Source organism: uncultured Microbulbifer sp. (genome assembly GCF_947489355.1).
Lineage (GTDB): Bacteria > Pseudomonadota > Gammaproteobacteria > Pseudomonadales > Cellvibrionaceae > Microbulbifer.
Genome location: NZ_CANLDD010000005.1, coordinates 14,738 through 39,473, shown reverse-complemented (window position 1 = coordinate 39,473; position 24,736 = coordinate 14,738). Strand labels below are relative to the sequence as shown.

20 protein-coding genes are annotated in these 24,736 nt (G+C 57.1%); 9 read left to right on the top strand and 11 right to left on the bottom strand.

What is annotated here, in order from left to right; translation table 11 throughout:
- Positions 1 to 31: 31 nt before the first annotated feature.
- Positions 32 to 538, top strand: a complete 507-nt coding sequence (gene yjgA / locus Q1A48_RS04035; protein ID WP_299941532.1) for a ribosome biogenesis factor YjgA — start codon at positions 32 to 34, stop codon at positions 536 to 538.
- A gap of 116 nt (positions 539 to 654) precedes the next feature.
- On the opposite strand, the gene msrB is transcribed toward yjgA, so the two are convergent.
- The 7 genes from msrB to Q1A48_RS04000 all read right to left on the bottom strand — a co-directional run bounded on the left by msrB (position 655) and on the right by Q1A48_RS04000 (position 10,390).
- On the bottom strand, positions 655 to 1,188 hold the full coding sequence (gene msrB, locus Q1A48_RS04030; RefSeq protein WP_299941530.1) for a peptide-methionine (R)-S-oxide reductase MsrB: 534 nt from the start codon (positions 1,186 to 1,188) through the stop codon (positions 655 to 657).
- Positions 1,189 to 1,486: 298 nt separating this feature from the next.
- Positions 1,487 to 5,653 carry a YhdP family protein gene (locus Q1A48_RS04025; protein WP_299941527.1) on the bottom strand — a complete coding sequence of 1,389 codons (4,167 nt, stop codon included), beginning with the start codon at positions 5,651 to 5,653 and terminating at the stop codon, positions 1,487 to 1,489.
- A gap of 81 nt (positions 5,654 to 5,734) precedes the next feature.
- Positions 5,735 to 7,222: a ribonuclease G gene (gene rng / locus Q1A48_RS04020; RefSeq protein ID WP_299941524.1), complete on the bottom strand. Its 1,488-nt coding sequence runs from the start codon at positions 7,220 to 7,222 to the stop codon at positions 5,735 to 5,737.
- Entirely contained in the window at positions 7,219 to 7,830 is a 612-nt protein-coding gene (locus tag Q1A48_RS04015) for a nucleoside triphosphate pyrophosphatase (RefSeq protein WP_299941522.1), read from the bottom strand. Before Q1A48_RS04015 ends, rng begins: the two co-directional genes overlap by 4 nt.
- A gap of 95 nt (positions 7,831 to 7,925) precedes the next feature.
- Entirely contained in the window at positions 7,926 to 8,405 is a 480-nt protein-coding gene (gene mreD, locus Q1A48_RS04010; RefSeq protein ID WP_299941519.1) for a rod shape-determining protein MreD, read from the bottom strand.
- Entirely contained in the window at positions 8,392 to 9,234 is an 843-nt protein-coding gene (mreC, locus tag Q1A48_RS04005) for a rod shape-determining protein MreC (protein WP_299941516.1), read from the bottom strand. The genes mreD and mreC overlap by 14 nt, the downstream gene beginning before the upstream one ends.
- Positions 9,235 to 9,355: 121 nt before the next feature.
- Positions 9,356 to 10,390 (bottom strand): rod shape-determining protein, encoded by a 1,035-nt coding sequence (locus Q1A48_RS04000; protein WP_299941513.1) that lies wholly within the window; start codon positions 10,388 to 10,390, stop codon positions 9,356 to 9,358.
- A 354-nt stretch (positions 10,391 to 10,744) separates the two neighbouring features.
- On the opposite strand from Q1A48_RS04000, the gene gatC reads away from it, so the two are divergent.
- From gatC to Q1A48_RS03970, 6 genes are all read left to right on the top strand, one after another.
- Positions 10,745 to 11,032: an Asp-tRNA(Asn)/Glu-tRNA(Gln) amidotransferase subunit GatC gene (gene gatC / locus Q1A48_RS03995; protein ID WP_299941510.1), complete on the top strand. Its 288-nt coding sequence runs from the start codon at positions 10,745 to 10,747 to the stop codon at positions 11,030 to 11,032.
- A 73-nt stretch (positions 11,033 to 11,105) separates the two neighbouring features.
- Positions 11,106 to 12,557 carry an Asp-tRNA(Asn)/Glu-tRNA(Gln) amidotransferase subunit GatA gene (gene gatA / locus Q1A48_RS03990; RefSeq protein WP_299941507.1) on the top strand — a complete coding sequence of 484 codons (1,452 nt, stop codon included), beginning with the start codon at positions 11,106 to 11,108 and terminating at the stop codon, positions 12,555 to 12,557.
- A 17-nt stretch (positions 12,558 to 12,574) separates the two neighbouring features.
- A complete protein-coding gene (gene gatB, locus Q1A48_RS03985) occupies positions 12,575 to 14,026 on the top strand; it encodes an Asp-tRNA(Asn)/Glu-tRNA(Gln) amidotransferase subunit GatB (protein ID WP_299941505.1) in 1,452 nt (483 codons plus the stop codon).
- A gap of 78 nt (positions 14,027 to 14,104) precedes the next feature.
- A complete protein-coding gene (locus Q1A48_RS03980; protein ID WP_299941502.1) occupies positions 14,105 to 14,404 on the top strand; it encodes a PA4642 family protein in 300 nt (99 codons plus the stop codon).
- Between the two features lie 21 nt (positions 14,405 to 14,425).
- Entirely contained in the window at positions 14,426 to 15,265 is an 840-nt protein-coding gene (gene cysZ, locus Q1A48_RS03975; protein WP_299941499.1) for a sulfate transporter CysZ, read from the top strand.
- A gap of 139 nt (positions 15,266 to 15,404) precedes the next feature.
- The gene (locus tag Q1A48_RS03970) at positions 15,405 to 16,508 is read left to right on the top strand and encodes a glycosyltransferase family 4 protein (RefSeq protein ID WP_299941497.1); all 1,104 of its coding nucleotides are present in this window, start codon (positions 15,405 to 15,407) and stop codon (positions 16,506 to 16,508) included.
- 175 nt (positions 16,509 to 16,683) lie between these two features.
- Here Q1A48_RS03970 and Q1A48_RS03965 read toward each other — a convergent pair whose 3' ends face one another.
- From Q1A48_RS03965 to Q1A48_RS03955, 3 genes are all read right to left on the bottom strand, one after another.
- On the bottom strand, positions 16,684 to 17,832 hold the full coding sequence (locus tag Q1A48_RS03965) for a hypothetical protein (protein WP_299941495.1): 1,149 nt from the start codon (positions 17,830 to 17,832) through the stop codon (positions 16,684 to 16,686).
- A gap of 285 nt (positions 17,833 to 18,117) precedes the next feature.
- Positions 18,118 to 19,650, bottom strand: coding sequence for an ATP-dependent RNA helicase RhlB (gene rhlB / locus Q1A48_RS03960; protein ID WP_299941742.1), 1,533 nt, complete (start codon positions 19,648 to 19,650; stop codon positions 18,118 to 18,120).
- Between the two features lie 47 nt (positions 19,651 to 19,697).
- A complete protein-coding gene (locus Q1A48_RS03955) occupies positions 19,698 to 20,327 on the bottom strand; it encodes a DoxX family protein (RefSeq protein ID WP_299941492.1) in 630 nt (209 codons plus the stop codon).
- 527 nt (positions 20,328 to 20,854) lie between these two features.
- On the opposite strand from Q1A48_RS03955, the gene Q1A48_RS03950 reads away from it, so the two are divergent.
- Positions 20,855 to 22,255 (top strand): MATE family efflux transporter, encoded by a 1,401-nt coding sequence (locus Q1A48_RS03950; RefSeq protein WP_299941489.1) that lies wholly within the window; start codon positions 20,855 to 20,857, stop codon positions 22,253 to 22,255.
- Positions 22,256 to 22,343: 88 nt separating this feature from the next.
- Positions 22,344 to 23,813 (top strand): succinylglutamate desuccinylase/aspartoacylase family protein, encoded by a 1,470-nt coding sequence (locus Q1A48_RS03945; RefSeq protein WP_299941486.1) that lies wholly within the window; start codon positions 22,344 to 22,346, stop codon positions 23,811 to 23,813.
- Positions 23,814 to 23,822: 9 nt separating this feature from the next.
- Here Q1A48_RS03945 and Q1A48_RS03940 read toward each other — a convergent pair whose 3' ends face one another.
- Entirely contained in the window at positions 23,823 to 24,725 is a 903-nt protein-coding gene (locus Q1A48_RS03940) for a cation diffusion facilitator family transporter (RefSeq protein WP_299941484.1), read from the bottom strand.
- Positions 24,726 to 24,736 lie beyond the last annotated feature (11 nt).

Below are 24,736 nucleotides of genomic sequence, written 5' to 3'. Positions count from 1 at the left end.
TAGCCTCCGAAATACACACACGGAATCCACAATGACCGAGTACGACGACCTGTCGAAGAGCAAAACCCAGATCAAGAAGGAAATGCACGAGTTGCAACGCCTGGGAGAACAGTTGACTGAGCTCTCCAAGGCCCGCTTGGCCAAAGTGCCAATGGGTGAAACTCTGCGGGAAGCAATCATGACCTTCACCCGCATCAAATCCAATGAAGCCCGCCGCCGCCAGATGCAGTACATCGGAAAATTAATGCGCAGTGCTGACCACCAAGCCATAAGCGCTGTTCTGAACAGGTTCAAGGAGCGAGACCAACGGCACCTGCCCTTCGAAAAAATGGCCGAGGACTGGCGCAATCGCCTCCTTGGAGAGGGCACCGGTACCCAGGGGGATTTTTTTAATCAGTATCCAGACGTGGACCACCAGCAATTGCGCCAACTGCTGCGGGACGCCAGCCGTGAAATTAAAAACGGCAAGCCCCCCACCAACCAACGCAAGTTGTTTCGCTATCTGCGGGATTTCTTTTCGCAAAAAGCCCAGGATTAGTCCGGGTATGGATATCGGGATGATCGAGCCTGAGTCGACACAGACCTTTGCGGATAAAAGATAGCGCTTTACCGGGCCAGGCAACGCTTGCCAACCAGCCCCGCAGACAATCGGCACTACAGCTTTCTTTCAGCGGCCGGCTCGAAATCCAGTGCCAGGGAGTTCAGGCAATAGCGCAGATTGGTCGGTGCGGGGCCATCCTTAAAGAGATGCCCCAGGTGTTCACCACATTTGGACAATACTTCTGTGCGCCTCAAGCCCCAGCTGAAGTCATCTTTCAGAACAATATTTTCCGGGTAGGCCACATCCCAAAAACTGGGCCAGCCTGTACCGGATTTATACTTTTGTGCCGAACTGAACACCGGCAGGCGACAACCGGCAGTCACATAAACCCCCTCTTCGTTGTTATAGAGTAATTTGCCACTAAACGCCCGCTCGGTATCATTCTCCCAAAGCACTTTGTACCGGTCTTTTGGCAATAGTTGCTTCCAAACAGATTTTGGTATCTGCTCCAAGTCTTTGCCTTCGCTGATGCGCACCTTGGCCTCATCCACTGTCATGGCCTGGGTTTGCCGCTCATCGGCCTCAGAACAGGCTGAAACCGCCAGAACGGCAACCAGCAGCGGAACAAGTACTCGGGACTTCTCCATCGCAGAAACTCCTCTCTTCAATGTTTAACCATTACCCTAGGGTTAGAGTGTGGCAGATGGTGCCAGTTCAGTGGAAATACTGGCAGCCAAAATCGGCGGGGGTTTCCCTGGCTGTTTCCCAAGGGGAGGCATACGGCATCGGACAGTGCCTCTGTTGGCTGCAGATTGGGGCAACCCATTGAAATAATAAAACCCCGGCCAGTCGTGCAAGAGCGGCTATGCGCCCAGCTGAGGAAAATGCAACGGGTTACCGGGTGAACAAGGTGTCACGGAGCAATTACCAGCCGCCGCTGCCAGCTTACTCTTCTGGTGGAAGATTCTGTTGCTGCCCGGTGGTCACGCCCTCACGCTTGGCGCCATCGCCACCAAAGAGCCTGTCAAAACGAATTTGCGGCCCGGCCCAGTCACCGCTGATGCGATAACTGACACTGGCCATTTTATTCACCTGCTTCTTAAATGCCTTACTGATCAGGTAGACCCCCGCAGCGGCGGGAAGACCACCGGCCAAAGCGGCCACCAGAGCGAGATTGTTGCCCACTGGCAGAGTTGCCACCAGGGTGAGATCCAGATCCTCTCTCAGTAAATTGACCCTGCCCGCCATCTGCAGCTCACTGGTGGGCCCCTCCACCTGAATCGGCACCGCGATCAACAACTGGCCATCCCCCTCGAAAACCACTTCACCGCGCACCCGGTCAAAGGCCATACCACTTTTGTAGAGGTCGGAGAAGTCCAGTCGCAAACGGCGCGCCCAGGTGTCAAAGTTAAACAGAGACAACAGACGCAACACCGTGGAGCCCGCTGTGCCTGTGGAACGCAGGAAGCGGCCGTCTCTGATGTCGATTTTTAATGCCCCTGAGAGCAGACTGCCCTTCACCTGGGCCGGCGAGCCATCCCAGCGCAAGGCGGTATCGAAGCTGGCGGATTTACTTTCGATCAGGGGCTGGTGTCCCATGGAGCGCTGGATATCGGCGAGATCATCGGCAACCAGGCGACCGATAAACTGGGAGGAGCTGTTGCCCTCAACATCGCGCATCCACATCAGCTGAGCGCCAAGGCGTGCCTCCCCGGTGCCGCGCCCCTCCAGGCGGAAGCCGCGTACCGCACCGCGAATATCACTCAATACGAGACGGTCCGATGAGGGCCGCACCTGAAAGGACCAGCGCCCCAGCGCCTCATCACCCAGTTGCAGGTTCTCTGTACTGAAGTCGATGGCCGGCAAACTGTCGAAATCAAAATCCCCCCAGGGATCCTCTCTCTTTGCAGAGAAGGGGTTCAGGTCAGGCGGACTACTATTGGTAAATTCCTCTTCTTTTTTCTTCGGGGCTGGTAACCGTACATGGGCCAACTGTAAGCGCAGCGGCACCTCGTCATCCAGCACCCCGGAAACATTGCCCGCCGCCATTTCACTGTCGAAATCCAGCTGCCATTTGGTGCCAACACTTTGCCCAATGATATGGATATGTTCAATATCAACCGCGCCCAGCTGCAGGCGGTCAGTGCTGAGATCCAGGCTAACCGGTAGCGATGTGGGCGTATTTTTTACAACAGCGCCGCCGTCATGGACGGCACATTTCGGACTCTGGCCAGATATACAGTTTGCACTCACTGCCCCAGTCAGATCAGATGAGGTGACCCCATCCTTGAAATAGACATCCAACCGCTTTTGCCAGCGTGGCAAATCGATATTGGATATGTCTCCAGTGACTACCAGCCCCCGCTGTGCGGGTAGTTTTGCCTCGGCGTTCAGAGCGATAGCAGCGCGGTCCAGAACGCCCTCTACCACCCAGAACTGCCCCTGCAGGTGCTCACCATAATCCAGGTGGAACAGGCTGCCCTGCGCACCAATCGGTGCGCGCAGTACGAAATTTGTCTCGTCCTGGGCCGCTTTTCCCAGCGGTTCCGGCAAGTTGACCGCCACATCGGCCAGGTTGGATGTCAGCTCGAAAACCGCAGCGTATGGCGCGCCCTTTTCTTTAGCGGGAATAGTGACCAATGCCTGGAAATCCAGGACACCATCCAGCCAATGCAGCTCCGGTCGCCTGCCCCAGGCGGTGATAGACTCAGCGGTAGCGCTACCATCCACTACAATCTGGGTATCGCGCACCCCCCCCTCGCCAAAATGGCGGATATGTGCCGCGATCGGCCGTCCCCAGAGTTTGCCATCCAGCCGTGTGCCGACGAGCCCGTTACTGCTGTCATATACGATATCCCCGTTCAACGCTTTGGTGTGCAGTCGCAGGTCTTGCAACTGCAGCTCCCCATTGTGCAATCGCAATTCAACCCGCTGGCTGGGAGGCAGGGCACCGTCTCCAAGGGGCTGGGACAGGCTGATCCCCCCTTTGATATCACCCGTCATTTTCCAGTCATCAAAGGCACTGCCCAATTGTTGGCGCAGTGGCGATTCCCGCAACAGGCGCAAGCCATCAGCAGCAGGGCCTGATAACTGGGCCTTAACGTCCAACTGGGAACCTTCACCAGGAAGTGGTGTGACCCCTACAAGAATGTCACTGGCATCGATATCCCAAAGTTTGGCCCGGTTGGCATTGACCAGTACGACGCTGTCATTGACCAGCAGGCGACCCTCTGCGCCCCTCGCAGAGGGCCAGTCGTGTGCATATTTCAGGTTGCCATCGGCAAAGTCTGCCATCAGTTGCACAGTCTGGCGCTTGTTATTCGTCCCCAGTGCCCTCAGGGCATTTCTTTTACCTTCTTTTGGATAGCTGCTGCCACGGTAGATAAATGCGGCGCTCTCTACGCGTCCAGGATTGTTCGTACCCAAGCCCTTATTTAACCAGCTGCGCAAATCTTCACTGGCCGTCTTGGGCACCAACTGTTCCTGTGCGGTGACGGGCGCATCGCGCAGCGACAGGGCCAGAACAAAATCCGTTGCGCGGCTTTGCGGGTGGAAGGGCAGTGTCAGCAAAAACTGCCCCTTGATCTCACCCAGAACACTGTCCAGCTGCAGAGGCCCCGAAAGCACGCTGACCTCGTTCGCTTCCTTTTCCACAGCCCAAGCCACAGTGCCGCTGGCCCGCTCGAAAGAGAAAGCGCTGGCGTACAAAGTGGGAAAATCGACCCCCAGTGTAGTGCCATCCAGTTCCACCCGGCCGTCAGCACCATCAAGTTCCAGATAGCCACTCAGATCAGACACCGCAGGGGCGCCCCGGAATGCCCGGGTACTGATATCCTGCAGGTTGGCGCTCAGGCGAACGGAACCCTTTGTGCCCTGCAGAAGTTGCACCCGGCGCAGCTGGCCACTGGGCTCCAGAGCACGCAGCCAGTCATCGGCCGCGCCATCCAGAAGATCCAGCCGCTTGACAATTTCGCGCCAGCCACCCAGTTCAATCACATCTGCCGCCAGGGCCAACCCGTGTCGGTCACTGCGCACCTGCAGGTTGAGTGGCGGCATCTGCAGGTTCTGCCATTCGATCTGTATATCCTGCAGGGTTAACTGCCAGTGTTTACCGGGCAGCCAGCGCCCGGATATATCCCCGGAAAAGGTCCGCAGTGGAGCCATAATCCGGTCGGCATTGGCTACAGCCCCCTGTTTCGCTCCCAGCGCTTTTTCCAGATTTTCCACCTGGGCAAGATCCACACGCCCCAACAGACGATATCCATTGTCAGCGTCTTTCTGCAGCCACAGGCGCCCGTCCGCCCACTTGCGGCCGCGCCAGTGGAAACGATCCGGCAAGGGTGTGAGTCCATGCAGGAGCGTGACGATATCGTCATCAATCAGCAGCTCATTCAACTGCAAGTAACCGCGCAGAGAGAAATGCTTTTTTTCACGGGGATTACCGCGCCCCTCAAGAACCAACCGTAATGTCTCCGAATCAATCCGCTTGTCCTCGCCCTCGCGGGAGATAAAAGCGCGGGCGATAAGGCGGCGGAAGTCACCCTGATGCTCCAGTTGGATCTGGGGCAGATTGATCTCCGCCAATTGGCTATCCGGGAGTTGTACGGTGATCGCCGCATCCCGTATCTGGATTTTGGGGCTGAGTTGAAAAATACGCGCAGGGTCTGTGGCACTCGGGTCTGTTGTGAGATTGCCACCGGGTTTTAGGGAAATCCCCGGAAAGCCGTTGAGGCGCCAATCCCCCTGTTTATCGCGACTGAGACCAGCCGCGAAGGTGTGTATCTGCAGGTCTTTCCACACCAGCTCTCGGTTCCACAAAGTGGCGAGCAAATCCAGTTGGAAGAGGCCGCGCCCCATACGCAGCTCTCCATTGTTGCCAAGGCGCAATCCATCCAACCGCAAAGCGACTTCCAGGGCCTCCCAGCGCAGAGAGATTCGCTCCATATGCACCGGCACACCCAGGCGATTGGAAAGCCAGTGACTGATTTGCAGCCGGTAGTTTTCCACCTGAGGGGACAACAGGCGTCCGGTTTGCACAATGATTGCCAGGACGATCACCAGGCTGACAATTAACAGCCAGAACTTTCTCGCGAGCCAGCGCAGGGCAGTCATTAACAATGACTCCCCAGCATCGGGCAGCGGTAAGCGCCCGCATACTTGGTATAGAGCGCCGAAAGAGCGTGTGCGAGAAGACTAGACGAGCACAATATCGTACTGCTCCTGGTTGTAGATAGGTTCAACCTGAAACTGTATCGGGCGGCTGATAAATTCCTCCAGATCGGCGACATTGGCCGATTCCTCATCCAGTAACAAATCAATAACTACCTGGCCTGCCAGCACCATGATCTTTTCGCTATCGTATGCTCTCGCCTCGCTGATAATCTCCCGGAATATCTCGAAGCATACCGTTTCCGCACTTTTTAGCGTGCCGCGGCCCTCACAAACCGGGCAGGACTCACACAGTATCTGGCCCAGGGACTCTCGTGTCCGCTTGCGGGTCATTTCGACCAGCCCCAGTTCCGAAACACCGGTGATACTGGATTTCGCATGATCCCGCTCCAGCGTCTTCTCAAGCATTCGCAATACCTGGCGCTGGTGCTCGGCATCTTTCATATCGATAAAATCGATAATAATGATTCCCCCCAGGTTGCGCAGGCGCAACTGGCGGGCGATGGCCGTAGCCGCTTCCAGATTGGTCTTGAAGATTGTTTCTTCCAGGTTGCGGTGACCAACAAATGCGCCCGTATTGACGTCGATGGTACTCATCGCCTCTGTCTGCTCGATGATCAGGTAACCACCGGACTTCAGCGTCACTTTGTTTTGCAGGGCACGGCCTATTTCCTCCTCTACACCGTAGAGGTCGAACAGGGGACGCTCGCCGGGATAGTGTTCCAGGCGGCCCGCGATTTCCGGCGCATACTTGCCGACAAACTCCGCCGCTCGGCCGTGGGCCTCGCGGGAATCTATGCGGATTTTTTCTGTGTAGGGCCGCGCGAGGTCGCGCAGCGCGCGCATAGACAGCGGCAAGTCCTCGTAGATTACCGAGGGTACCGGTCGCGCCTTGATACTAAGCTCCAACTCAGCCCACAGTTTGTAGAGAAAGGGGATATCTCGCAGCAGCTCTTCCCCACTCACCCCTTCGGCCACAGTGCGTACAATAAATCCGCCATCGGCTGAGAGCCCATCCTGCGCAAGCTGGGATGCGGCCGCCTCAACCAATTGGCGCAACCGTTCGCGCTCACCTTCCTCCTCGATCCGGTTGGAAATCCCGATATGGCGGGTTTGCGGCATATACACGAGGTAGCGTGCGGATACCGACAGATGGGTGGTGAGTCGTGCACCCTTGCTGCTGATCGGGTCCTTGACCACCTGTATGACCAGAGGCTGGCCCTCGCGCACCAGTGCGCGAATATCCGCCACCTCCGAATCCCGCGCCTCCATCCCCTCGTCATCCAGCGGCGCAATATCGGAGGCGTGGATAAACCCGGCGCGCTCCAGACCCATGTCTACAAAGGCCGCTTGCATCCCCGGCAGCACCCGGATCACCTTGCCCTTGTAGATATTGCCAACCATACCGCGGCGCGCACTGCGCTCCAGATACACTTCTTGCAAAACACCGTTTTCCACCACCGCGACGCGGGTTTCTGTGGGCGCAACATTGATCAACAGCTCCTCGCTCAAAGCCGGGCCTCCTGCCAGTAGGGAATCCCGGCGTGCTCCAGCATGGGAATCAGGGCTTCCAGGGGCAGTCCCACCACATTGCTGTAACTGCCACTGATGGATTCCACCAACGCAGCACCCAACCCCTGGATAGCGTACCCACCGGCCTTGTCGGCGGGCTCGCCGGTGCGCCAGTAGGCTTCGATCTGTACCCTGGCCAAATGGCGAAAGCGTACCCGTGTCTCCACCAGGCGGCTAAACTGCCTCTCTTTGCTGCGCAGGCAAATGGCACTCAGAGCGGAGTGCTCAGCTCCCGACAGGGCCAGCATCATGGATTCAAAGTCACTGAAATCCCTGGGCTTCTCCAACACCGTCTCCCCTGCGAGCACCACCGTGTCGACTCCCAGGGCCCAGAATGCTGGGGGTCCTGCAGCCGCCAGCAGGCCCGCCTCGGCCTTGTCGTGGGCGAGGCGCTGGATATATTCCTGGGGGCTCTCTGTCCGCTGCCGTTGCTCCACTACTGAGGGCGTTAATTGAGAAAATGGAACCCCAATCTGCGTGAGCAATTGTGCCCGGCGCGGTGATCCCGAGGCGAGAAGTAGATGGTTTGTGGTGGTGGTATTCGTCACTCTACTGCATATTCCCTGTGGGCCAGCGGCTGATTATAGCGGAAGTGTCTAAAATTTGATCAAAATTTTACTCTGCTTTACAGCAGACCCCTTGGTCAGCGAATATCCAGGCGTCTGGACATGCCCCGCAACATTGGCGCTACCCAGGGCCAGAGCAATGCTGTGGTAAGCGCTGGCCAGAGAAAGGTCAATCCCGGCACCGTTTTCCCTTCCAGACCATGCACCCAATTGCCCACAACCTGATTGATTCCAACCAGTACAAAGACCCACAGCAATTGTTGCAGCGGATTAAAGGCCCGGGTGCGCTGGTAGGTTAACAGGCTGAAATAGGCCAGCACTGCCAGGGCCAGGGCGTGGGTACCAAGACTGGCCCCTGTAGCCAGGTCTTCAAGGATACCCACCAACCAGGCGAAGCCCACCCCCAGGGCCTGGGGTAGCTGGCTGATCCAGAAGATGACCAGCAGGGCGGGAAAAGCGGGCCGGAACCAGAGCCACTGCTGCGGCAGGGGCATCACTGCAAGCAATAGCGACAAAAAAATGGTGGCGGCGACAAGCCAGCGGTTATTCGCCTGCAAGGCCCTGTCCTCTGTCACCCACGACAGCCAGTACAAAGCGGCTGCGATTCATACGCCCGCGAGGAAGCACTTCCGCCTCGGCAAAAGGCCGGCCGGGGTCTCGCGTGACCGAAACCACCTCACCCACCGGGTATCCCGCAGGAAAACGGCCGCCAAGGCCGGAGCTGAGCAGGAGATCCCCCTCGCGGATGTCGCTGGTACTGGCCAGGTGACGCAACTTGAGATGGTAGAGATGCCCCGTGCCCTCCGCCACGGAGCGCATGCTGTTACGCAGCAGCTGCACGGGAATGGCGTGACTGGCATCGGTGATCAGAAGGACCCGGGAGAATGCATCCCCCGCCTCGATCACCTGCCCGAGCAGGCCGCTGGCGTCCATGACTGGCGTACCCACATCGAGGCCATCATCGCGGCCTTTGTCAATCAGCAGCACATGCTCCAGCGGGTCGGGAGAAATGCCGATCACCTGGGCCACCAAAACCCGGTCATCGACCATTTCCGCTGCATTCATCAATTCCTTAAGCTGGGTATTCTCCGCCTTCACTGCCGCCAGCAATTGGCTGCGCTGCTCCAGTAACAGTACCTGGCGCTTGAGACGGCTGTTTTCTTCCTGCAGTTCTTCCCGGGATCGAAACTGTTCGCCAGCCCACTCGCCCACGCGTTCCGGCGCGTCGGTGAGCCAGTACAGTGGAGCAACAAAGCCAGAGAGGCGTTCGCGGGTGGACTGGAACCAATTCGTGTAGTGATCCGCCGCAATGAGCACCACCGCCAGCAAGCCCAGTACCAGCAGGCGAAACTCAGGGGAGGGGCCGCGGGTAAACAGCGGTTTCAAAAGCAGCTCCCTTTGTACAGGTCAATGAATATTGATGCCACCTTAGATCGGATGTCGCTGGAACTGTGAAACCGGCCGCCGACAGCGGGTTCGCAGAGCGTTTAAAGTAACATCAAATCCATCAGTTCGACATCAGATACAGGCGGCTCCGATCCAGCATATCCAACGCCTTGCCACCGCCGCGGGCCACACAGGTGAGCGGGTCGTCGGCAACAATCACCGGCAGACCGGACTCTTCCATCAACAGGCGATCCAGATCCCGCAATAGGGCACCGCCCCCGGTCAGTACCATACCCCGCTCGGCGATATCGGAGGCCAGCTCCGGTGGAGACTGCTCCAGGGCACTTTTCACTGCCTGCACGATACCGGTGAGAGGCTCCTGCAGCGCTTCGAGAATCTCATCGGAATTCAGGGTAAAGCTGCGTGGCACCCCTTCCGCCAGGTTGCGACCGCGCACATCGATTTCGCGCACTTCACTGCCCGCATACGCACAGCCAATCTCCTCTTTGATCCGCTCCGCAGTAGCATCACCGATTACGCTGCCGTAGTTGCGGCGCACATAATTCACGATGGCCTCATCGAAACGGTCGCCGCCGATACGGACTGAATCGGAATAGACAACGCCATTGAGGGAGATAATCGCGATCTCTGTGGTGCCGCCGCCGATATCCACTACCATTGAACCACTGGCTTCTTCCACATTCAAACCGGCACCGATCGCCGCCGCCATGGGCTCCTCGATCAGGGACACTTCCCGGGCACCGGCACCCAGGGCGGATTCGCGGATCGCACGACGCTCCACTTCAGTAGACTGGCAAGGCACGCACACCAGCACCCGCGGACTCGGACGCATCCAGCTGTTTTCGTGCACGGTCTTGATAAAGTGCTGCAACATTTTTTCCGTAACCTGGAAATCGGCGATAACGCCATCCTTCAAGGGGCGGATCGCGGAGATATTACCAGGCGTGCGGCCGAGCATCCGCTTGGCTTCGACACCCACAGCCTCAACGATTTTCTGGCCATTGTAGTGGCGGATAGCGACAACGGAGGGCTCGTCGAGGACAACGCCGCGATCGCGAACGTAAATCAGCGTATTGGCCGTCCCCAGGTCAATAGAAAGATCACTGGAAAACATGCCCCGCAAACGTTTAAACATGGAATTCGATTACCTTGTAGTCTTTGTCAGCCCTCGGGCCGGGCACGGCAAACGCGGCTAATTTTATGGATGGAAATTTTAATTAGTCCACGTGAATAAATCTGAGTTCCGAGCCGCATTTCGGGCCGGGGTTTACACAACTGACCCGAATCCCCCCCGCCCGGTAGGATTCGACAAACTCTAACAACCGCACCGACTCAGAGCAAGGCTGAAGCCGGGCCAATTGATGACAACCGGCCATAGGCACCGGAGTCGATGAGAATGACGGCCCATTGTGTTAAATTGACCGGCCCTGCCCGAAGCCCGCCCAGAGCGGTCTCCGATTCGCAACGCAACAGGAGGAATTCCATCGCCATGGCTGTGGATACACAAACCGTAGAGAAGCTGGCGGAACTGGCCCGCATTGCCATATCCAAGGAAACCCTGGAAGAGGTCAGCGACCGTCTCGGCGAGATCCTGCAACTGGTGGATCAGCTACAGGCAGTCAATACCGACGGGATCACACCCATGGCGCACCCGCTGGACGAAGAACAAACGCTGCGCACCGATGCCGTGACAGAGTCCGACAGGCGCAAAGACTTCCTTGCCCTGGCGCCGCAGGCGGAGGAGGGCCTCTATTTGGTGCCCAAAGTGATCGAGTGAATGGGTTTTCATCAACAAACTCTGCCCGACACGCCTCAGCCCCCCGGTTCGTCTAGAGTCTTAAAGGAATACTATGCATCAGCTCACTATCGCCGAGATCATCCTCGGACTGCGGAGAAAGGCGTTTTCCAGCACTGAACTCACCCGCCATTTACTCGACCGCATTCAACAACTGGATAGTGGTTTCAACAGTTTTATCACGGTGACCGAAGAGCTGGCTCTGGCCCAGGCCAAAGCCGCCGACCAACGCCTGGCCAGCGGAGAAGCACCGGCACTGTGTGGCGTACCGATCGCCCACAAGGATATTATCTGCACCAGCGGTGTGCGCACCAGTTGCGCTTCGAAAATGCTGGATAACTTTGTACCCCCCTACAATGCCACCATTGTTGAAAATTTGAATGCGGCAGGCGCTGTCACCCTTGGGAAAACCAATATGGATGAGTTCGCCATGGGCTCCTCCAGTGAAAGCAGCTACTACGGTCCGGTAAAAAACCCCTGGAACACCAGTTGTGTTCCCGGCGGCTCCTCCGGGGGTTCTGCCGCGGCTGTGGCGGCGCTGCTGGCACCAGCTTCTACCGCAACCGACACCGGCGGCTCTATCCGCCAGCCGGCCGCCCTGACCAATACCACCGGCCTGAAGCCCACCTACGGACGGGTTTCACGCTGGGGCATCGTGGCCTATGCCTCCAGCCTGGACCAGGCCGGGCCCATCGCGCGCACTGCCGAAGATGCCGCCTACCTCCTGTCCGCCATGGCCGGTTACGACCCCAAGGATGCCACCAGCCTGAACCGACCACAAACCGACTTTGGCAAAGGTCTGAATAAGGCCCTTACCGGCCTCAAGATCGGTATCCCCACCGAGTACTTTGGTGAAGGACTAAACCCTGGTATCGCTGATCGCATACAGGAAGCCCTGCGTGAGTACGAGCAGCTCGGGGCACAATTGCAGGACATCAGCCTGCCCCACAGTAAACTGGCGATTCCCGCCTACTATGTGATCGCACCGGCAGAAGCCTCCGCCAACCTGTCCCGTTTCGACGGGATACGCTACGGATATCGTTGCCAGGCACCTGAAGATCTGCGCGACTTGTACAGACGTTCCCGCGGCGAAGGCTTTGGCGAGGAGGTACAACGACGCATTCTGGTCGGCACCTATGCGCTGTCTGCGGGCTATTACGATGCCTATTACAACAAGGCTCAACAGGTGCGCCGCCTGATCAAACAGGACTTTGCCAGCGCTTTCGAGCAAGTGGATGTGATTATGGGACCCACTACACCCTCTCCGGCTTTTAAACTGGGCACCAAGAGCGCCGATCCGGTGGCCATGTATCTGGAAGATATCTACACCATTGCCACCAACCTGGCGGGTCTGCCGGGTATGTCCATCCCCTGCGGACTGGTTGACAATCTGCCTGTGGGCCTGCAAATCACCGGTAACTACCTGGATGAGGCGCGCATACTCAATATCGCTCACCGCTATCAGCAGGTCACCAACTGGCACACAGCCAGCGCTGTGGCTGTATAAGGAAAGGAGCCTTCACCGTGGAATGGGAAGTTGTGATCGGGCTGGAAGTACACGTCCAGCTCTCCACCAAGTCGAAACTCTTCTCCGGGGCCAGCACCCGCTTCGGTGCAGAGCCCAATACCCAGGCCTGTGCCGTCGACCTGGCCATGCCGGGCACCTTACCGGTACCCAACGAAGAGGCTTTCCGCTGTGCGGTCCTGTTCGCCCTGGCCATGAATGCGCACATCGGCAAGCGCTCCGTTTTTGAGCGCAAAAACTATTTTTATCCGGACCTGCCCAAAGGCTACCAAACCACCCAGTTGGATCAGCCCATCGTCGGTGCCGGCGAAGTGGAAATCTATCTTGCAGACGGCAGCAACAAGACAGTGCGCCTCCACCACGCACATCTGGAAGAGGATGCCGGCAAATCCCTGCACGAAGACTTCCACGGCATGTCTGGTATCGATCTCAATCGCGCCGGCACGCCACTGCTTGAAATCGTGTCGGAACCCGATATGCGCAGTGCAGCCGAAGCAGTCGCCTTCCTGAAAAAAATTCACTCTATTGTGACCTATCTGGACATTTCCGACGGGGATATGTCCCAGGGCTCAATGCGTTGCGACGCCAACGTCTCAGTGCGGCCCAAGGGCGAGGCTAAGCTGGGCACGCGCACAGAATTGAAAAACATCAACTCTTTCCGTTTCGTTGAGCGCGCCATCAAGGCGGAGGCCGGACGCCAGATTGATGCTCTAGAGGACGGCGGCAACATCGTGCAGGAAACCCGCCTCTACGACGTCGATAAAGATGAAACCCGTTCACTGCGCAGCAAGGAAGCGGCCAATGACTACCGCTATTTCCCCTGCCCGGATTTGCTTCCGGTGGTACTCAGTAACGACTATATCGAACAATTGCGCCATCAGCTCCCCGAGTTGCCTGACGCCAAGACCGCACGCTTCCGGTCGGAGTACTCACTCTCCGCCTACGATGCCAACCTGCTCACCCAGGAGCGTGCCACTGCCGATTATTTCGAAACCGTCTGCAGGGTTTGCAACGCGCCCAAACTGGCCGTTAACTGGGTTACCGGTGAGATCAGCGCGTTGCTGAAACGGCGAGAAATCACCATTTCCCAATCGCCGGTTTCCCCGGAACAATTGGCCAGCCTGATTGTACGGATCAAGGACAACACCCTTTCCAGCAAGATTGCAAAGCGGGTCTTTGACGCTATGACGAAGAGCGCAGACATGGCCGACGACATTATCCAGAAACATGGCTACATACAGCTATCCGATAGCCGCGTTATCGAGAAAATGGTGGATGAGGTCATCGCAACCAACAGCTCACAGGTGGAAAACTACCGAAAAGCAGATGAAGCCAAGCGGCCAAGAATGATGGGCTATTTTGTTGGCCGGATCATGAAAGCCTCCAGTGGACAGGCAAATCCGAAACTGCTCAACAAAATCCTCAAAGAAAAGCTCGATGCCCTGCTTTGAGCGTCGATAAAAGAAAACCGGTTGATCGGTTAGCCAAGGCCGCCGCAAACTCGTATTGCATGAAATAAGGATGAGATTTTGAACCTTAAAAAAGACAAGCAGAAAGTCCTCGGGGAAGTCTTTGATGAGAAACGCATTGCTGGATTCCTGGCTGGCGAGGCACCTGAAGGCATCAACCGGGATTACCACCTTCTCGAGCGCGCCTACCGCAGTATGCGGGTGGAGAATTTTGCCACCTTTGTGCAGCTTTTCCAGGCCCAGGGGCTGGATCTGGACAGTCCGGGCCCGGATGGCAAAACCCTGCTGGCCCGTATCAATGAACACCGCCTGGGTGATGACTACAGCGAGATCCTGGAAGCCGCCGGAGCCCGCTCCTGACCGCTGGCAAGAGGTAACAGTATGACTTCCAACCCTGTACACGGTATCGACGCCCTGGTGCGCGGTGCCCGCCTGATCACCCGCCGTGAGCTGCGCCCCTTTATTCTGGTGCCACTACTGATCAACCTTGTGCTGTTTATTGTGATCAGTGCCATTATGCTCTCGCAACTCGGCGGCCTTACCGACTATCTCGGCAGTCTGCTCTCACACACACCGGTCGACACGGAAAATATGCCCTGGTGGGAAACAATGATGGCCAAGGGGGCCGCCTGGGCTGCCGGGGTGTTTCGCTGGCTCGCCTGGACCATTGCCCTACTGGTACTGTTCTTGTTTCTTCTTGTATATGGCTATCTGTTTGGCGTCATCACCAATATCATCGCCGCTCCTTTTAACGGCCTGCTCGCGGAAAAAGTGGAAGCGCTGCTGACTGGCAAGGCACCACCGACAGAACCCCTGCTGAGCATGGTTTGGCGCACACTCGGGCGAGAATTGCGCAAACTGGGATATTTTATTGTTTGGGGCCTGGTTATTTTCCTGATCGCCACCGTCACCAGCTGGACCGTCATTTTTCCCGCAGTATTAACCGCGCTTTGGGGCGCCTGGTGCATGGCGATCCAATATGTGGATTACCCTCTGGACAATCACCAGCGCCCCTTCTATGAACTGAAAAGGATACTGCGCCGCCGCAAACTCACCAGCCTCGCCTTTGGTGGAACCGTCATGCTCGCAAAGATGGTGCCAATTTTAAATATTTTCGTGATGCCTGCGGCAGTGGCGGGGGGTACCGCGCTGTGGATTGAGCGCTTGCGCAAGGAGGGAGACCCAGGGACAGAAACACACTCTGCCATACAACCCAATTAGGTATTGGTTAATCAAAAAAATTCTGCCGGTGATATATTACGCTCCACACAAGCCCGTGGCAGAACCCCTATTCTGCCATCTTCTATCTTTCCCGCTGTAGCCAATACCTCCTCGGCCAGCCAAAATGTTGTAAACTGCCATGAATATTTTAATGATCAGCAATACTTTTCCCCCGTCTATCGGCGGAGTTCAGACACACGTACTTGAACTTTCCAAAGCGCTAGTCAAGATCGGCCATAATGTCCGGGTACTGACCCGAAAACCAGACAGCAAAACGCCCCATCGTGACTGGATTGACGGAGTATCCGTAGAACGTCTCCAACTACCCGACAGCCATTTATTGTATGATTGGTTACTCCGAAGGCGTATTCGGCAAACAATCCATGCACTTCAGATAGATATCATCCATGTTCACGGAATGCGACCATTAAATGCCTGTAAAGGGGCATCAATCCCGGTAATATTTACTAACCACACCTCTTCATTTGTCAAAAGGGTACAAAAAGGGAAGAAAAACCGTAGGAAAATGCTTAGACAGCTGGAAGTCACCACAACGATACTGGCCGTCAGTGAAACCCTGGTTGAGAAAACCAAAGAGACCGGCTACCAGAAGCCTGTCCTGTTCACCTGCAATGGCGTTGACACCTCTGTCTTCCATCCTGGCAAATCCTCTTTAAGGGAAAAACTTTCCATTCCCGAAGGTGCCTACGTTATCGCTATCGGTTGCCGGCTCGAGCCAGTGAAGGGGGTGCGCTTCCTTGCCCAGGCTGTTGCCGCCATCGATGACCCCCGGTTGCACTTAGTCATCGCAGGCGAAGGCAGTGAATCCGCTGGAATCAAAGGCACCTTGAACAGTAAAATAAAGTCCGGGCATGCACACTTCTTAGGCAATGTTAACCACCGGGAAATGTCCGACATTTACCGGGGTGCAAACGCCTCTTCACTCCCATCCCTTATGGAGGGCATGAGTATCGCCGGACTCGAAGCCATGGCCTCAGGATTGCCGCTTATCGCATCTGATGTTGGCGGTACACCTTATATTGTTCAGCATGGTATCACCGGAATATTAACCAAACCCGAATCATCATCGGACCTAAAAAAAGGGATTCTGAGACTTTTGAACAACCGTGAACTTAGCAAGGAAATGGGAAACTGCGGATTCCAGATCGTAAGAGAACAATTCACCTGGGAGATTATTGCCCGGCAAGTACTCAACATTTACACGAGGACAGTGACCACATAACGATTAAGCCATAGACAATGCCGGGAAAGATCTATCTGCAAAAAATAGGCGCACGATTATTATCAGTTTCCCCAGCCTCTCCGTTCCAGGCCCACCAATAATGCACTGCGAATGCTCGATATAGGCTTTTCTTTCGCCTTCTTGGCAATGATCGTGAGCCAAATTCGTTAAGAAGCTACCTCCCGGAACGTTTTCTTCCCTTTATCAGCCGATACCATGGCTCTCGCACCTGGGCAATATATGCTGTCGAGGCCAGGCACTGGGCCAAACCCTTTAGCTCCTCTTCCAGTGCAGCGTCTTTTAATTTCTCCACCAACAACGCCTTAATCCGGCCAATCAGCAGCGTGTCCCGCAGCCCTTCTGGCGCTTGCACTCCAGCGGCAAATAGCTCGGGAACCCAAGCAGCCAGATCCTGTGAGCACAGGCGATCATTACCCCGCACAGGGTAACTGCTGAAATCGCCGCTAAATGCCAGGCCGGAACCATGTTGCAGGTAGTGGTCATTGAGCTGTTGGTTGGATTGTTTAAATTGCATAAAAAAATCCACCGCAGCACTGCGCGAAGGTTTCAATACCGTCTTGTCACCGGCCATTGCTGGCTTGAGTTTTTTAATCTCAGATTCCGCCACCCCCAGCTCAAGCAGCTTGTGGGTTAAAAGGAACTGTTTGCGGCCTACCCCCTCGTTCACCCGGCAGGGGGGAATGGCCAGATCTCCCCTTAAAAAGGTCGAGAAGTCACTGACAATATCCCCGCCCCTAAGCGCCTCACTGGAGAACTCCCTGATCATAAGGGACGCTTTGCCAAAAACCCTCTCCCACAGCTGCAGTTTGGCAAAATAATCATAATAAATTTTTATATTTTCATCTATTCGAGGAAAAGCACCTTCACTGTGTCCGAGCAGCTTGCTCGAGGAACTCATGTTCAAAGCACATCCGCGCGCGGACTGCTTTTTAAAGGAAACGGCCTGTAAATCCTGCCTGCGCAGATAAATAACGACCCGAATATCATCAAAATAGTTTGAGCAGACTGTATGGACCTGCTCTATATCCCGGCGCAAATGCAGGAAACACAGGTGCTCGGCAGAGACGATTGCTCTCTCACCAGTGCTGCTCGCCAGCAGCATGTCAAGGCGCTGATTCAGCTGGAAATACACGCGCTCACCGTGCTTAAAAACTTCAACGGCACCGGAGGAATTACCTTTTTTACCAAGGCTCAGAAACTCAAACCCTATTGCCTTTAATTGCTGTGCATAGCACTTCAAAGCCAGTTGCAGCGAGCTGGAGCCTGTCTTGTGAAAACCAATATGCAGATAGAGCGTACGCATCCGAAATCCAGTCATTTCACATGAAAGAGAAAATATCCGAATGCAAGGCAGGCTCTGGTGCGAAGAGAGCCGTTTAAGCCTAAAGGATGTCGATAGTGTGATTACCCCAACAGCAGAGGCTGCCAGTAAGATTCTAGGACAGAAATAAAAGGCGTGGAGGAAAAACGGACTGATACAGTGAAAACTGATACTTTCGCCACAGTTTCAACACCACCTAAGCCTGAGTCTTTGGTTATTCAGGGATGTCGATGGGTCTAATCACCCTGTTTGCAGACAATGGGCGGATTAACGTGGACGGCCCCGACCGCCGCTGCGGTGTCTACCATGGCTGCTTCTAGAGCCCCTGTCACTTCCGCTATGGCGGACTTCGACCGCGGGGGGCTTTTGTACCAGCGCTTCCGGTGGGACCTCGCATTTTAATTTTTGTCCCAGTAACTGTTCTATCGGCTCAAGGCGCATAGCATCATCTTCACAGGCGAAGCTGATAGAGGTACCCGTTTTACCGGCACGGCCGGTACGGCCAATGCGGTGCACATAATCCTCCGGTTCCTCTGGCAGTGTAAAGTTCACCACGTGGCTGATGCCGTCGATATGGATACCGCGGCCGGCAACATCAGTGGCCACCAGCACCTTGGTCTTGCCGGATTTGAAGTCTTCCAGGGTGCGCACGCGCTTGTTCTGCGCCACTTCTCCGGAAAGCAGGCCCGCAGAAAAACCGTGGGCAAGCAGTCTTTCGTGCAGGCGACGGCACTGGTCTCGGCGGTTGGCGAATACGATCAGGCTATCCACATCGCCGCTCTGCAGTATGTTATACAGTAGGGCGTATTTTTCTTTGCTTGCGGCTAAGTACACATGCTGCTCTACGGAATCGGTGGCCACCCGCTCCGGTTCGATTTCCACCAGGACAGGATCATCGGTCCACTGCTCAACCAGGGCATCGACTTCCGGGGTAAAGGTGGCAGAAAAGAACATCGTCTGGCGGTGGGTTTTGCGCGGCGTCTGGCGCACGATACGGCGCACCTGGGGAATAAAGCCCATATCCAGCATACGGTCGGCTTCATCGATCACCAGGACTTCCACCTGATCCAGAAAACAATCGCGGTTGCCGACAAAATCCAGCAGACGTCCGGGCGTAGCGACCAGGATATCCACCAGACGACCATTCAAGTTGCGCTGCTGTTTATCGTATTCCATCCCGCCCACCAGCGTGTGAATTTCCAAGCCGGTATATTTGCACAGCGCCTTGGCATCATCGGCAATCTGCATCACCAGTTCACGGGTTGGAGCAATGATCAGAGAGCGGGCTTCGCCGGCATAGCGCTCTCCCTCAAAGGGATGACGCAGCAGGTCTTCGATGATGGTAATCAGGAAGGCTGCGGTCTTGCCGGTACCGGTCTGTGCCTTGCCCACCAGATCATGGCCATTCAGAGTGTGTGGCAGAGAACGCCCCTGAATAGGCGAACAATACCGGAAGCCCAGGTCGGAAATAGCACGCATCAGCTCCAGGGGCAGGTTCAGGTCGTGGAAGCGAACCTTGCCCACCTGTTCCGGAACCTGAAACGCATCCAGCGACCAGGGGGAGACAACCTGTTCGGCTTTGGGCTTGCGTTTACGCTGACGCCCCCTGCTGTGAGATATCTTGCTGCCGCTTTGGCGAAATTGCCCCCCGCTCTGGCCGGATTCATGCCTGGGCACCTGGCCTGTAGCGGTCTTTCCAGGCGATTCCGGACCCTCGGTAGGGCGCCGGGAGCGCTTTTCGCCCCCGGGCGGATTTTTATCCTCTGCAGAGGTGGAACGGCGAAACAACTTGCCTATCAAGATCAACACTCACTCAAATTTTCAAATAGCTGGCGAGTATACCATCTCTAGCTGGGGTCCCGCCCGCAATACCGCCGGCACAGCCAGTAATCAATACTGAAAAAGCGGCCCGCTCCGCTGCAGAGCAGCACCAGCAACATAATGAAGTAGGTCGCAGCGAACTCAATGCCGTTTTTCAGGATGGTGATATTGCCAACCCCGGCCAGCCACTCGTAATTACCGTGCTCCTTTAGCAGCGCGACCACCCGCTCCTTGCGCAGGACCGCCTCATCGATCAGATCCTCACGCCACTCCCAGGGCGCTGTCAGTGTCTTGTCCGGCAGGGCCGACCAGCCGTTTTCCCAGTGTGCCGTCACCGCAGCAATCGCCATTACAAACATCAGCGGAATCGCCACCAGACGGGTGCCAAAGCCAACCAGAATGGCAATACCGCCAAAGAACTCCACCAGCGCCGCCAACCAGGCCATCAGCATTGGGGCCGGCAGGCCCAGGCCCCAATCGGGATTGCCAAACCACGCCGCTACATCTTCAATATTGCTCATCTTGTTGAGGCCGGCCATAATAAAAATCGGCGCCAAATAGATACGCAGTGCCAGTGGGCCCAGCCAGTCAATCTTGCGTACAAAATGCAGGAAGCAAGCATACCAGCGACCCAGACTATTCATCGCACCACTCATTTTATTCACTCTCCCATTCGGTCCATTTGTTCACTTTAGTCGAGCGGGCACAGTATCTGTTACACAGGGATTCCACTGCCTACACGCGGGTCAGGCAAAAGCCCCCTTCATTACAACCATGGAGATGGATGCCTTGATATCAAGATCTGGCCATCGTGCCCGAATACCCCGGACAGGGACCACCCCACGCTTTTCTCCTCTGACGGAGCCCGATTGCCCGCCCGCGGACATCGGCAGTGGGCACCCACACAGACTTTGGGTGGCGCCTTTGGCCGAAAGCCGAGTTTGCAGTATCCAGGTGCCGCAGGCCATACCCGAACCGTTGCAAGTCGCCCCAACAAATAGTCGCTGGGCCAAATCCGGGTTTCACCGTAAAATACCGGCTCTTCTATGGGTGACGGGCTATTCGTGCGATCAAACCCCTTTTGCAGAGCCAGCCGGTTAACCAATACCACACGCTTTGGCTGATACTGGCTGGTTTCCCACAATCATCGGCTGGTACACAGCGCTGAAACCTGGTTTTTTCTTTGTTTAAGCTTTATCGACACGCCATTTCCACCGAATTGTCCCGCCTGACCACGCTGGGTGGGCCCCTGGCGGTCAGCAACCTGGCCGTTGTGAGCATGGGCGTTGTGGATACCATCGTAGCCGGTCGCGCCGGCGAAGTGGATCTGGCGGGCCTGGCTCTCGGCTCCAGTATCTGGGCGGTATGCGCTGTAACCCTGATCGGTTTGCTCGCGGCGGTATCTCCACTCGTGGCCCACCTGCGCGGTGCGAGGGATGAGAAAGGCTGTGCCCGACAACTGCAGCAGGGACTTTGGATCGCATTCGCCGGTGGTCTCCTGGTGGTTCTGGCCCTATTGGCCGTACCGGTCTGGAGTCAGTGGATAGATACGGAAGCGCCTGTACGACAGGTTTTGCAAAACTATATCCTGGCCCTGACCGTCGGCACCCTGCCCTTCGCCCTGGGCACGGCACTGCGCGGTTACTGCGAAGGCATGGGGCAGGTGCGCCCGGTTATGCGCATCTACCTCGCCGCGGCAGTACTCAACATTCCGCTGGATATACTCTTAGTATTCGGCGCCGGCCCGATACCCGCCATGGGGGGTGCGGGTTGCGGCTGGGCCACTGCCGCGCTCAGCTGCCTGATCGCCCTGGCGCTGTTCTGGCACGCCTGCAGCGACCCCGCATACCGTGCGCTTAAACTCAAGTTGACGCCCTCCAAGCCCCATTGGCCCACCCTCGTGCATCTGCTGGCAGTGGGTTTGCCGGTGTGTGTCGGTGCCGCCAGTGAGGTCACTTTTTTTGCGAGCCTGACCGTCTTGCTGGCGCCATACGGTGCAGCAATCGTCTCCGCCCACCAGATCGGTATGAACGTGGGCTCCATCTTCTATCTGGTGGCCCTGGCACTCGCTCAGGCTCTGAGCATCCGCACTGCCCAGCTACTGGGTCAGGGGCGGCCCAAGCGGGCCCTGTTTGCGGGCAAGGTGGGCATTGGCACCGGCGTGCTTTACGCGCTTGGTACCGGAGTCCTGTTGATCAGCCTGCGCGGATTTTTCGTACAGGTCTACACCAGCAATACAGAGATTGTCGCCGTGGCCACCAATCTACTGTTGTTGTGTGCGGCATTCCAGCTGGTTGATGTCGCCCAGGCCATGACCTGGGGCGCCCTGCGGGGATACAAAGACACCCGCGTGCCCATGTTTATCCAGCTGTTCTCCTACTGGCTGGTGGGGCTCTCCAGTGCCTATTGGCTAGGGGAGAACTTGTGGGGGGTTTATGGCTACTGGGCCGGGGTCTGTATCGGCCTCGGCACCGCCTCGATCCTGTTGGCAATGCGTTTTTGGCGCACCAGCCGCAGAGCCATCACAATCGCGCGGGAGCTCACTACAACCAGAGAAACTTCACCATTCCAGGGAACGCCCTGATCCGATCTGCGCTCCAAGTTTGCACCTGTGTCGGGCAGAAACAGTACCGTCGGCGCGGCCCAGAATAAGAAACTGACCGGAGTAAACCATGATCCCGCGCCGCTCCCCGCGCAGATTCCAGCGCTTGCTGGGTCTTGCCCTGCTGGTAACCGCCACTCAGGCCCAGGGCCTGAGTGGGGCCGATCCGGCGCAAAAAACCCTTGTGTCCCGGGCGGAAAACCTGCACCTGGATCATCCGGCTATCAATCTGCCGGCACCGCCAGTGCCCAACGGCGATACACCGCACTCACCTGACGCTATCCCGAACAGCAGTACACAGGCATCCCTGCCACAGGCGGAAAACCTGCAGCTGGACCAGCCCATCGCAGAACTGGAGCCCGCGCATACAGCCAAGAGAGAGGCGAAGGCGCAACCTGTGCGGGAAACCGCCAGCAATTTGGAAACCCCCACTGCGGTAACCCTCTCACCAGGGCCCAGGGAGGACGCCAAGCCCCTGCGCCTGCTCGGCGCTGAAGTACCGCCGGCAACCGCTACCCGCCTGGCCTGGTCTCCCAGCCAACACTTTGAAGGAGTGTACAGTCCCACCCCTGTACTCGTGGTGAACGGCGCCAAACCGGGTCCGGTACTGTGCCTTACCGCCGCAGTGCATGGCGACGAGCTCAACAGCATAGAAACCGTACGGCGGGTACTGTATGACCTGGATGCCGAACACTTGAACGGCGCTGTTGTCGGGGTGCCCATCGTGAACCTGCAGGGCTTTCACCGCGGCTCCCGCTACCTCACTGATCGTCGCGACCTGAACAGGTACTTCCCTGGCGATCCCCATGGCTCCTCCGCGGCGCGCATCGCCCATTCGTTTTTCCACGAAGTGATCAGCCATTGCAATGCGGTGGTCGACCTGCACACGGGCTCTTTTTATCGAACCAACCTGCCGCAGCTGCGCGGCGACCTGAGCAATCCGAAAGTCGTGAAACTGACCCAGGGCTTCGGTGCCACCGTGGTACTGCACAGCACCGGCGCCAAAGGCACACTGCGCCGCGCCGCGGTAGAGGCGGGCATTCCTACCGTTACACTGGAGGCGGGCGCACCCATGGTGCTCGACGAGTTGTCTGTCAGTCACAGTGTGAAAGGGATTCGCACCCTCCTGCACCAACTGGGCATGGTGAGCAAATTTCGCCTGTGGGGTGACCCGGAACCGGTGTATTACAATTCCACCTGGCAGCGCGCCACCACCGGCGGCATCATCTTCAGTGCGGTACAACTCGGCGCGTTTATAGGCCGGGGGGACCTGCTCGGCACGGTCACCAACCCCATCACCAACGTGCGCAGCGAGATTCGCTCAGAACACAACGGGCGTATTCTCGGTATGGCGCAAAACCAGGTAGTACAGCCCGGTTTCGCCGCCTACCATATCGGTATCCAGGCCCCGGGGGAACAGATCAGCCAACCCCAGGAAGTGGTCGCAGAAACCCCCGCAGCCGAGCAGGCCCAGGCGCTCAAACCGCCACGCACACCCTCTGCCGATACGGTCCCGGAACCGCTGAACGAGGAAGATTGAGCCCCGGTATCAGGGTGCGCTGACCCTGTCGATAATCACCGGCTCGACCTGCTCAATCGGTTCCGGCTGCAGGGTGATATGTTCGATACCAAAGCGCTTGATCAGAGTTGCCCGCAGGCGCGCCAGCACCGCCGGCCAGGCCGACAGATCGTCCACTACAATATGTGCCGAAAGTGAAACGGTACTGGAGTCCAGCCGCCAGATATGCAGATCGTGCACGGAGCGCACCCCGCTGACCCGCGCCAGGGTCTCACCCACCACCGGCAGGCTCAGCTCCCGCGGTACCCGCTCCATCAACACATCGACCGCATCGCGCAACAGGCGCACACAGGAAATCAGGATCAGCAGGCAGATCAACAGCGACAGCAGTGGATCGATGGGCAACCAGCCGCTCAGATAGATCACCGCCCCGGAGATAAGCGCCGCCACCGAGCCCAGCAAATCCCCCATCACATGCAACAGAGCCCCGCGGATATTGAGTGTGCGCTCACCCCGGTAAAGTGCCCATGCCGCCAGAATATTGACCAGTAGCCCGACAAAAGCGATCAGCATGACTATACCGCCCTGCACCGGCTGGGGGTTGCGCAGCCGGTCGATCGCCGCAAAGGAGATAGCTGCGACAATCAGCAGCATAAGCAGGCCGTTGATCACCGCCGCCAACACTTCCGCCCGACCCCAGCCAAAAGACAGATCCCAATCCGCCGGTTTTTTTGCCAGCACCGCAGCGACGGCCCCGAGCGCCAGAGCAAAAGCGTCCGTGAGCATATGTCCCGCATCGCTCAGCAGCGCAAGGGAACCGGACAGCCAGCCTCCCACCACTTCCACAAAGGAGAAACCCAGCGTGAGCAGGAAAGCGATCAGCAGCGGGCGCAAGGCGCCGTTGCCGCTGCGGTGATGGACGTGATCGTGCACAGATTCCCCCT

Excerpts from the sequence above, each read along its gene's own strand:
- gatC (WP_299941510.1), top strand. The coding sequence starts at position 10,745 with ATGGCTGTGGATACACAAACCGTAGAGAAGCTGGCGGAACTGGCCCGC.
- Q1A48_RS03965 (WP_299941495.1), bottom strand. The coding sequence starts at position 17,832 with ATGCGTACGCTCTATCTGCATATTGGTTTTCACAAGACAGGCTCCAGC.
- Q1A48_RS04025 (WP_299941527.1), bottom strand. The coding sequence starts at position 5,653 with ATGACTGCCCTGCGCTGGCTCGCGAGAAAGTTCTGGCTGTTAATTGTC.
- Q1A48_RS03955 (WP_299941492.1), bottom strand. The coding sequence starts at position 20,327 with ATGAGTGGTGCGATGAATAGTCTGGGTCGCTGGTATGCTTGCTTCCTG.
- Q1A48_RS04000 (WP_299941513.1), bottom strand. The coding sequence starts at position 10,390 with ATGTTTAAACGTTTGCGGGGCATGTTTTCCAGTGATCTTTCTATTGAC.
- cysZ (WP_299941499.1), top strand. The coding sequence starts at position 14,426 with ATGACTTCCAACCCTGTACACGGTATCGACGCCCTGGTGCGCGGTGCC.
- gatA (WP_299941507.1), top strand. The coding sequence starts at position 11,106 with ATGCATCAGCTCACTATCGCCGAGATCATCCTCGGACTGCGGAGAAAG.
- yjgA (WP_299941532.1), top strand. The coding sequence starts at position 32 with ATGACCGAGTACGACGACCTGTCGAAGAGCAAAACCCAGATCAAGAAG.
- msrB (WP_299941530.1), bottom strand. The coding sequence starts at position 1,188 with ATGGAGAAGTCCCGAGTACTTGTTCCGCTGCTGGTTGCCGTTCTGGCG.
- Q1A48_RS03945 (WP_299941486.1), top strand. The coding sequence starts at position 22,344 with ATGATCCCGCGCCGCTCCCCGCGCAGATTCCAGCGCTTGCTGGGTCTT.
- Q1A48_RS03970 (WP_299941497.1), top strand. The coding sequence starts at position 15,405 with ATGAATATTTTAATGATCAGCAATACTTTTCCCCCGTCTATCGGCGGA.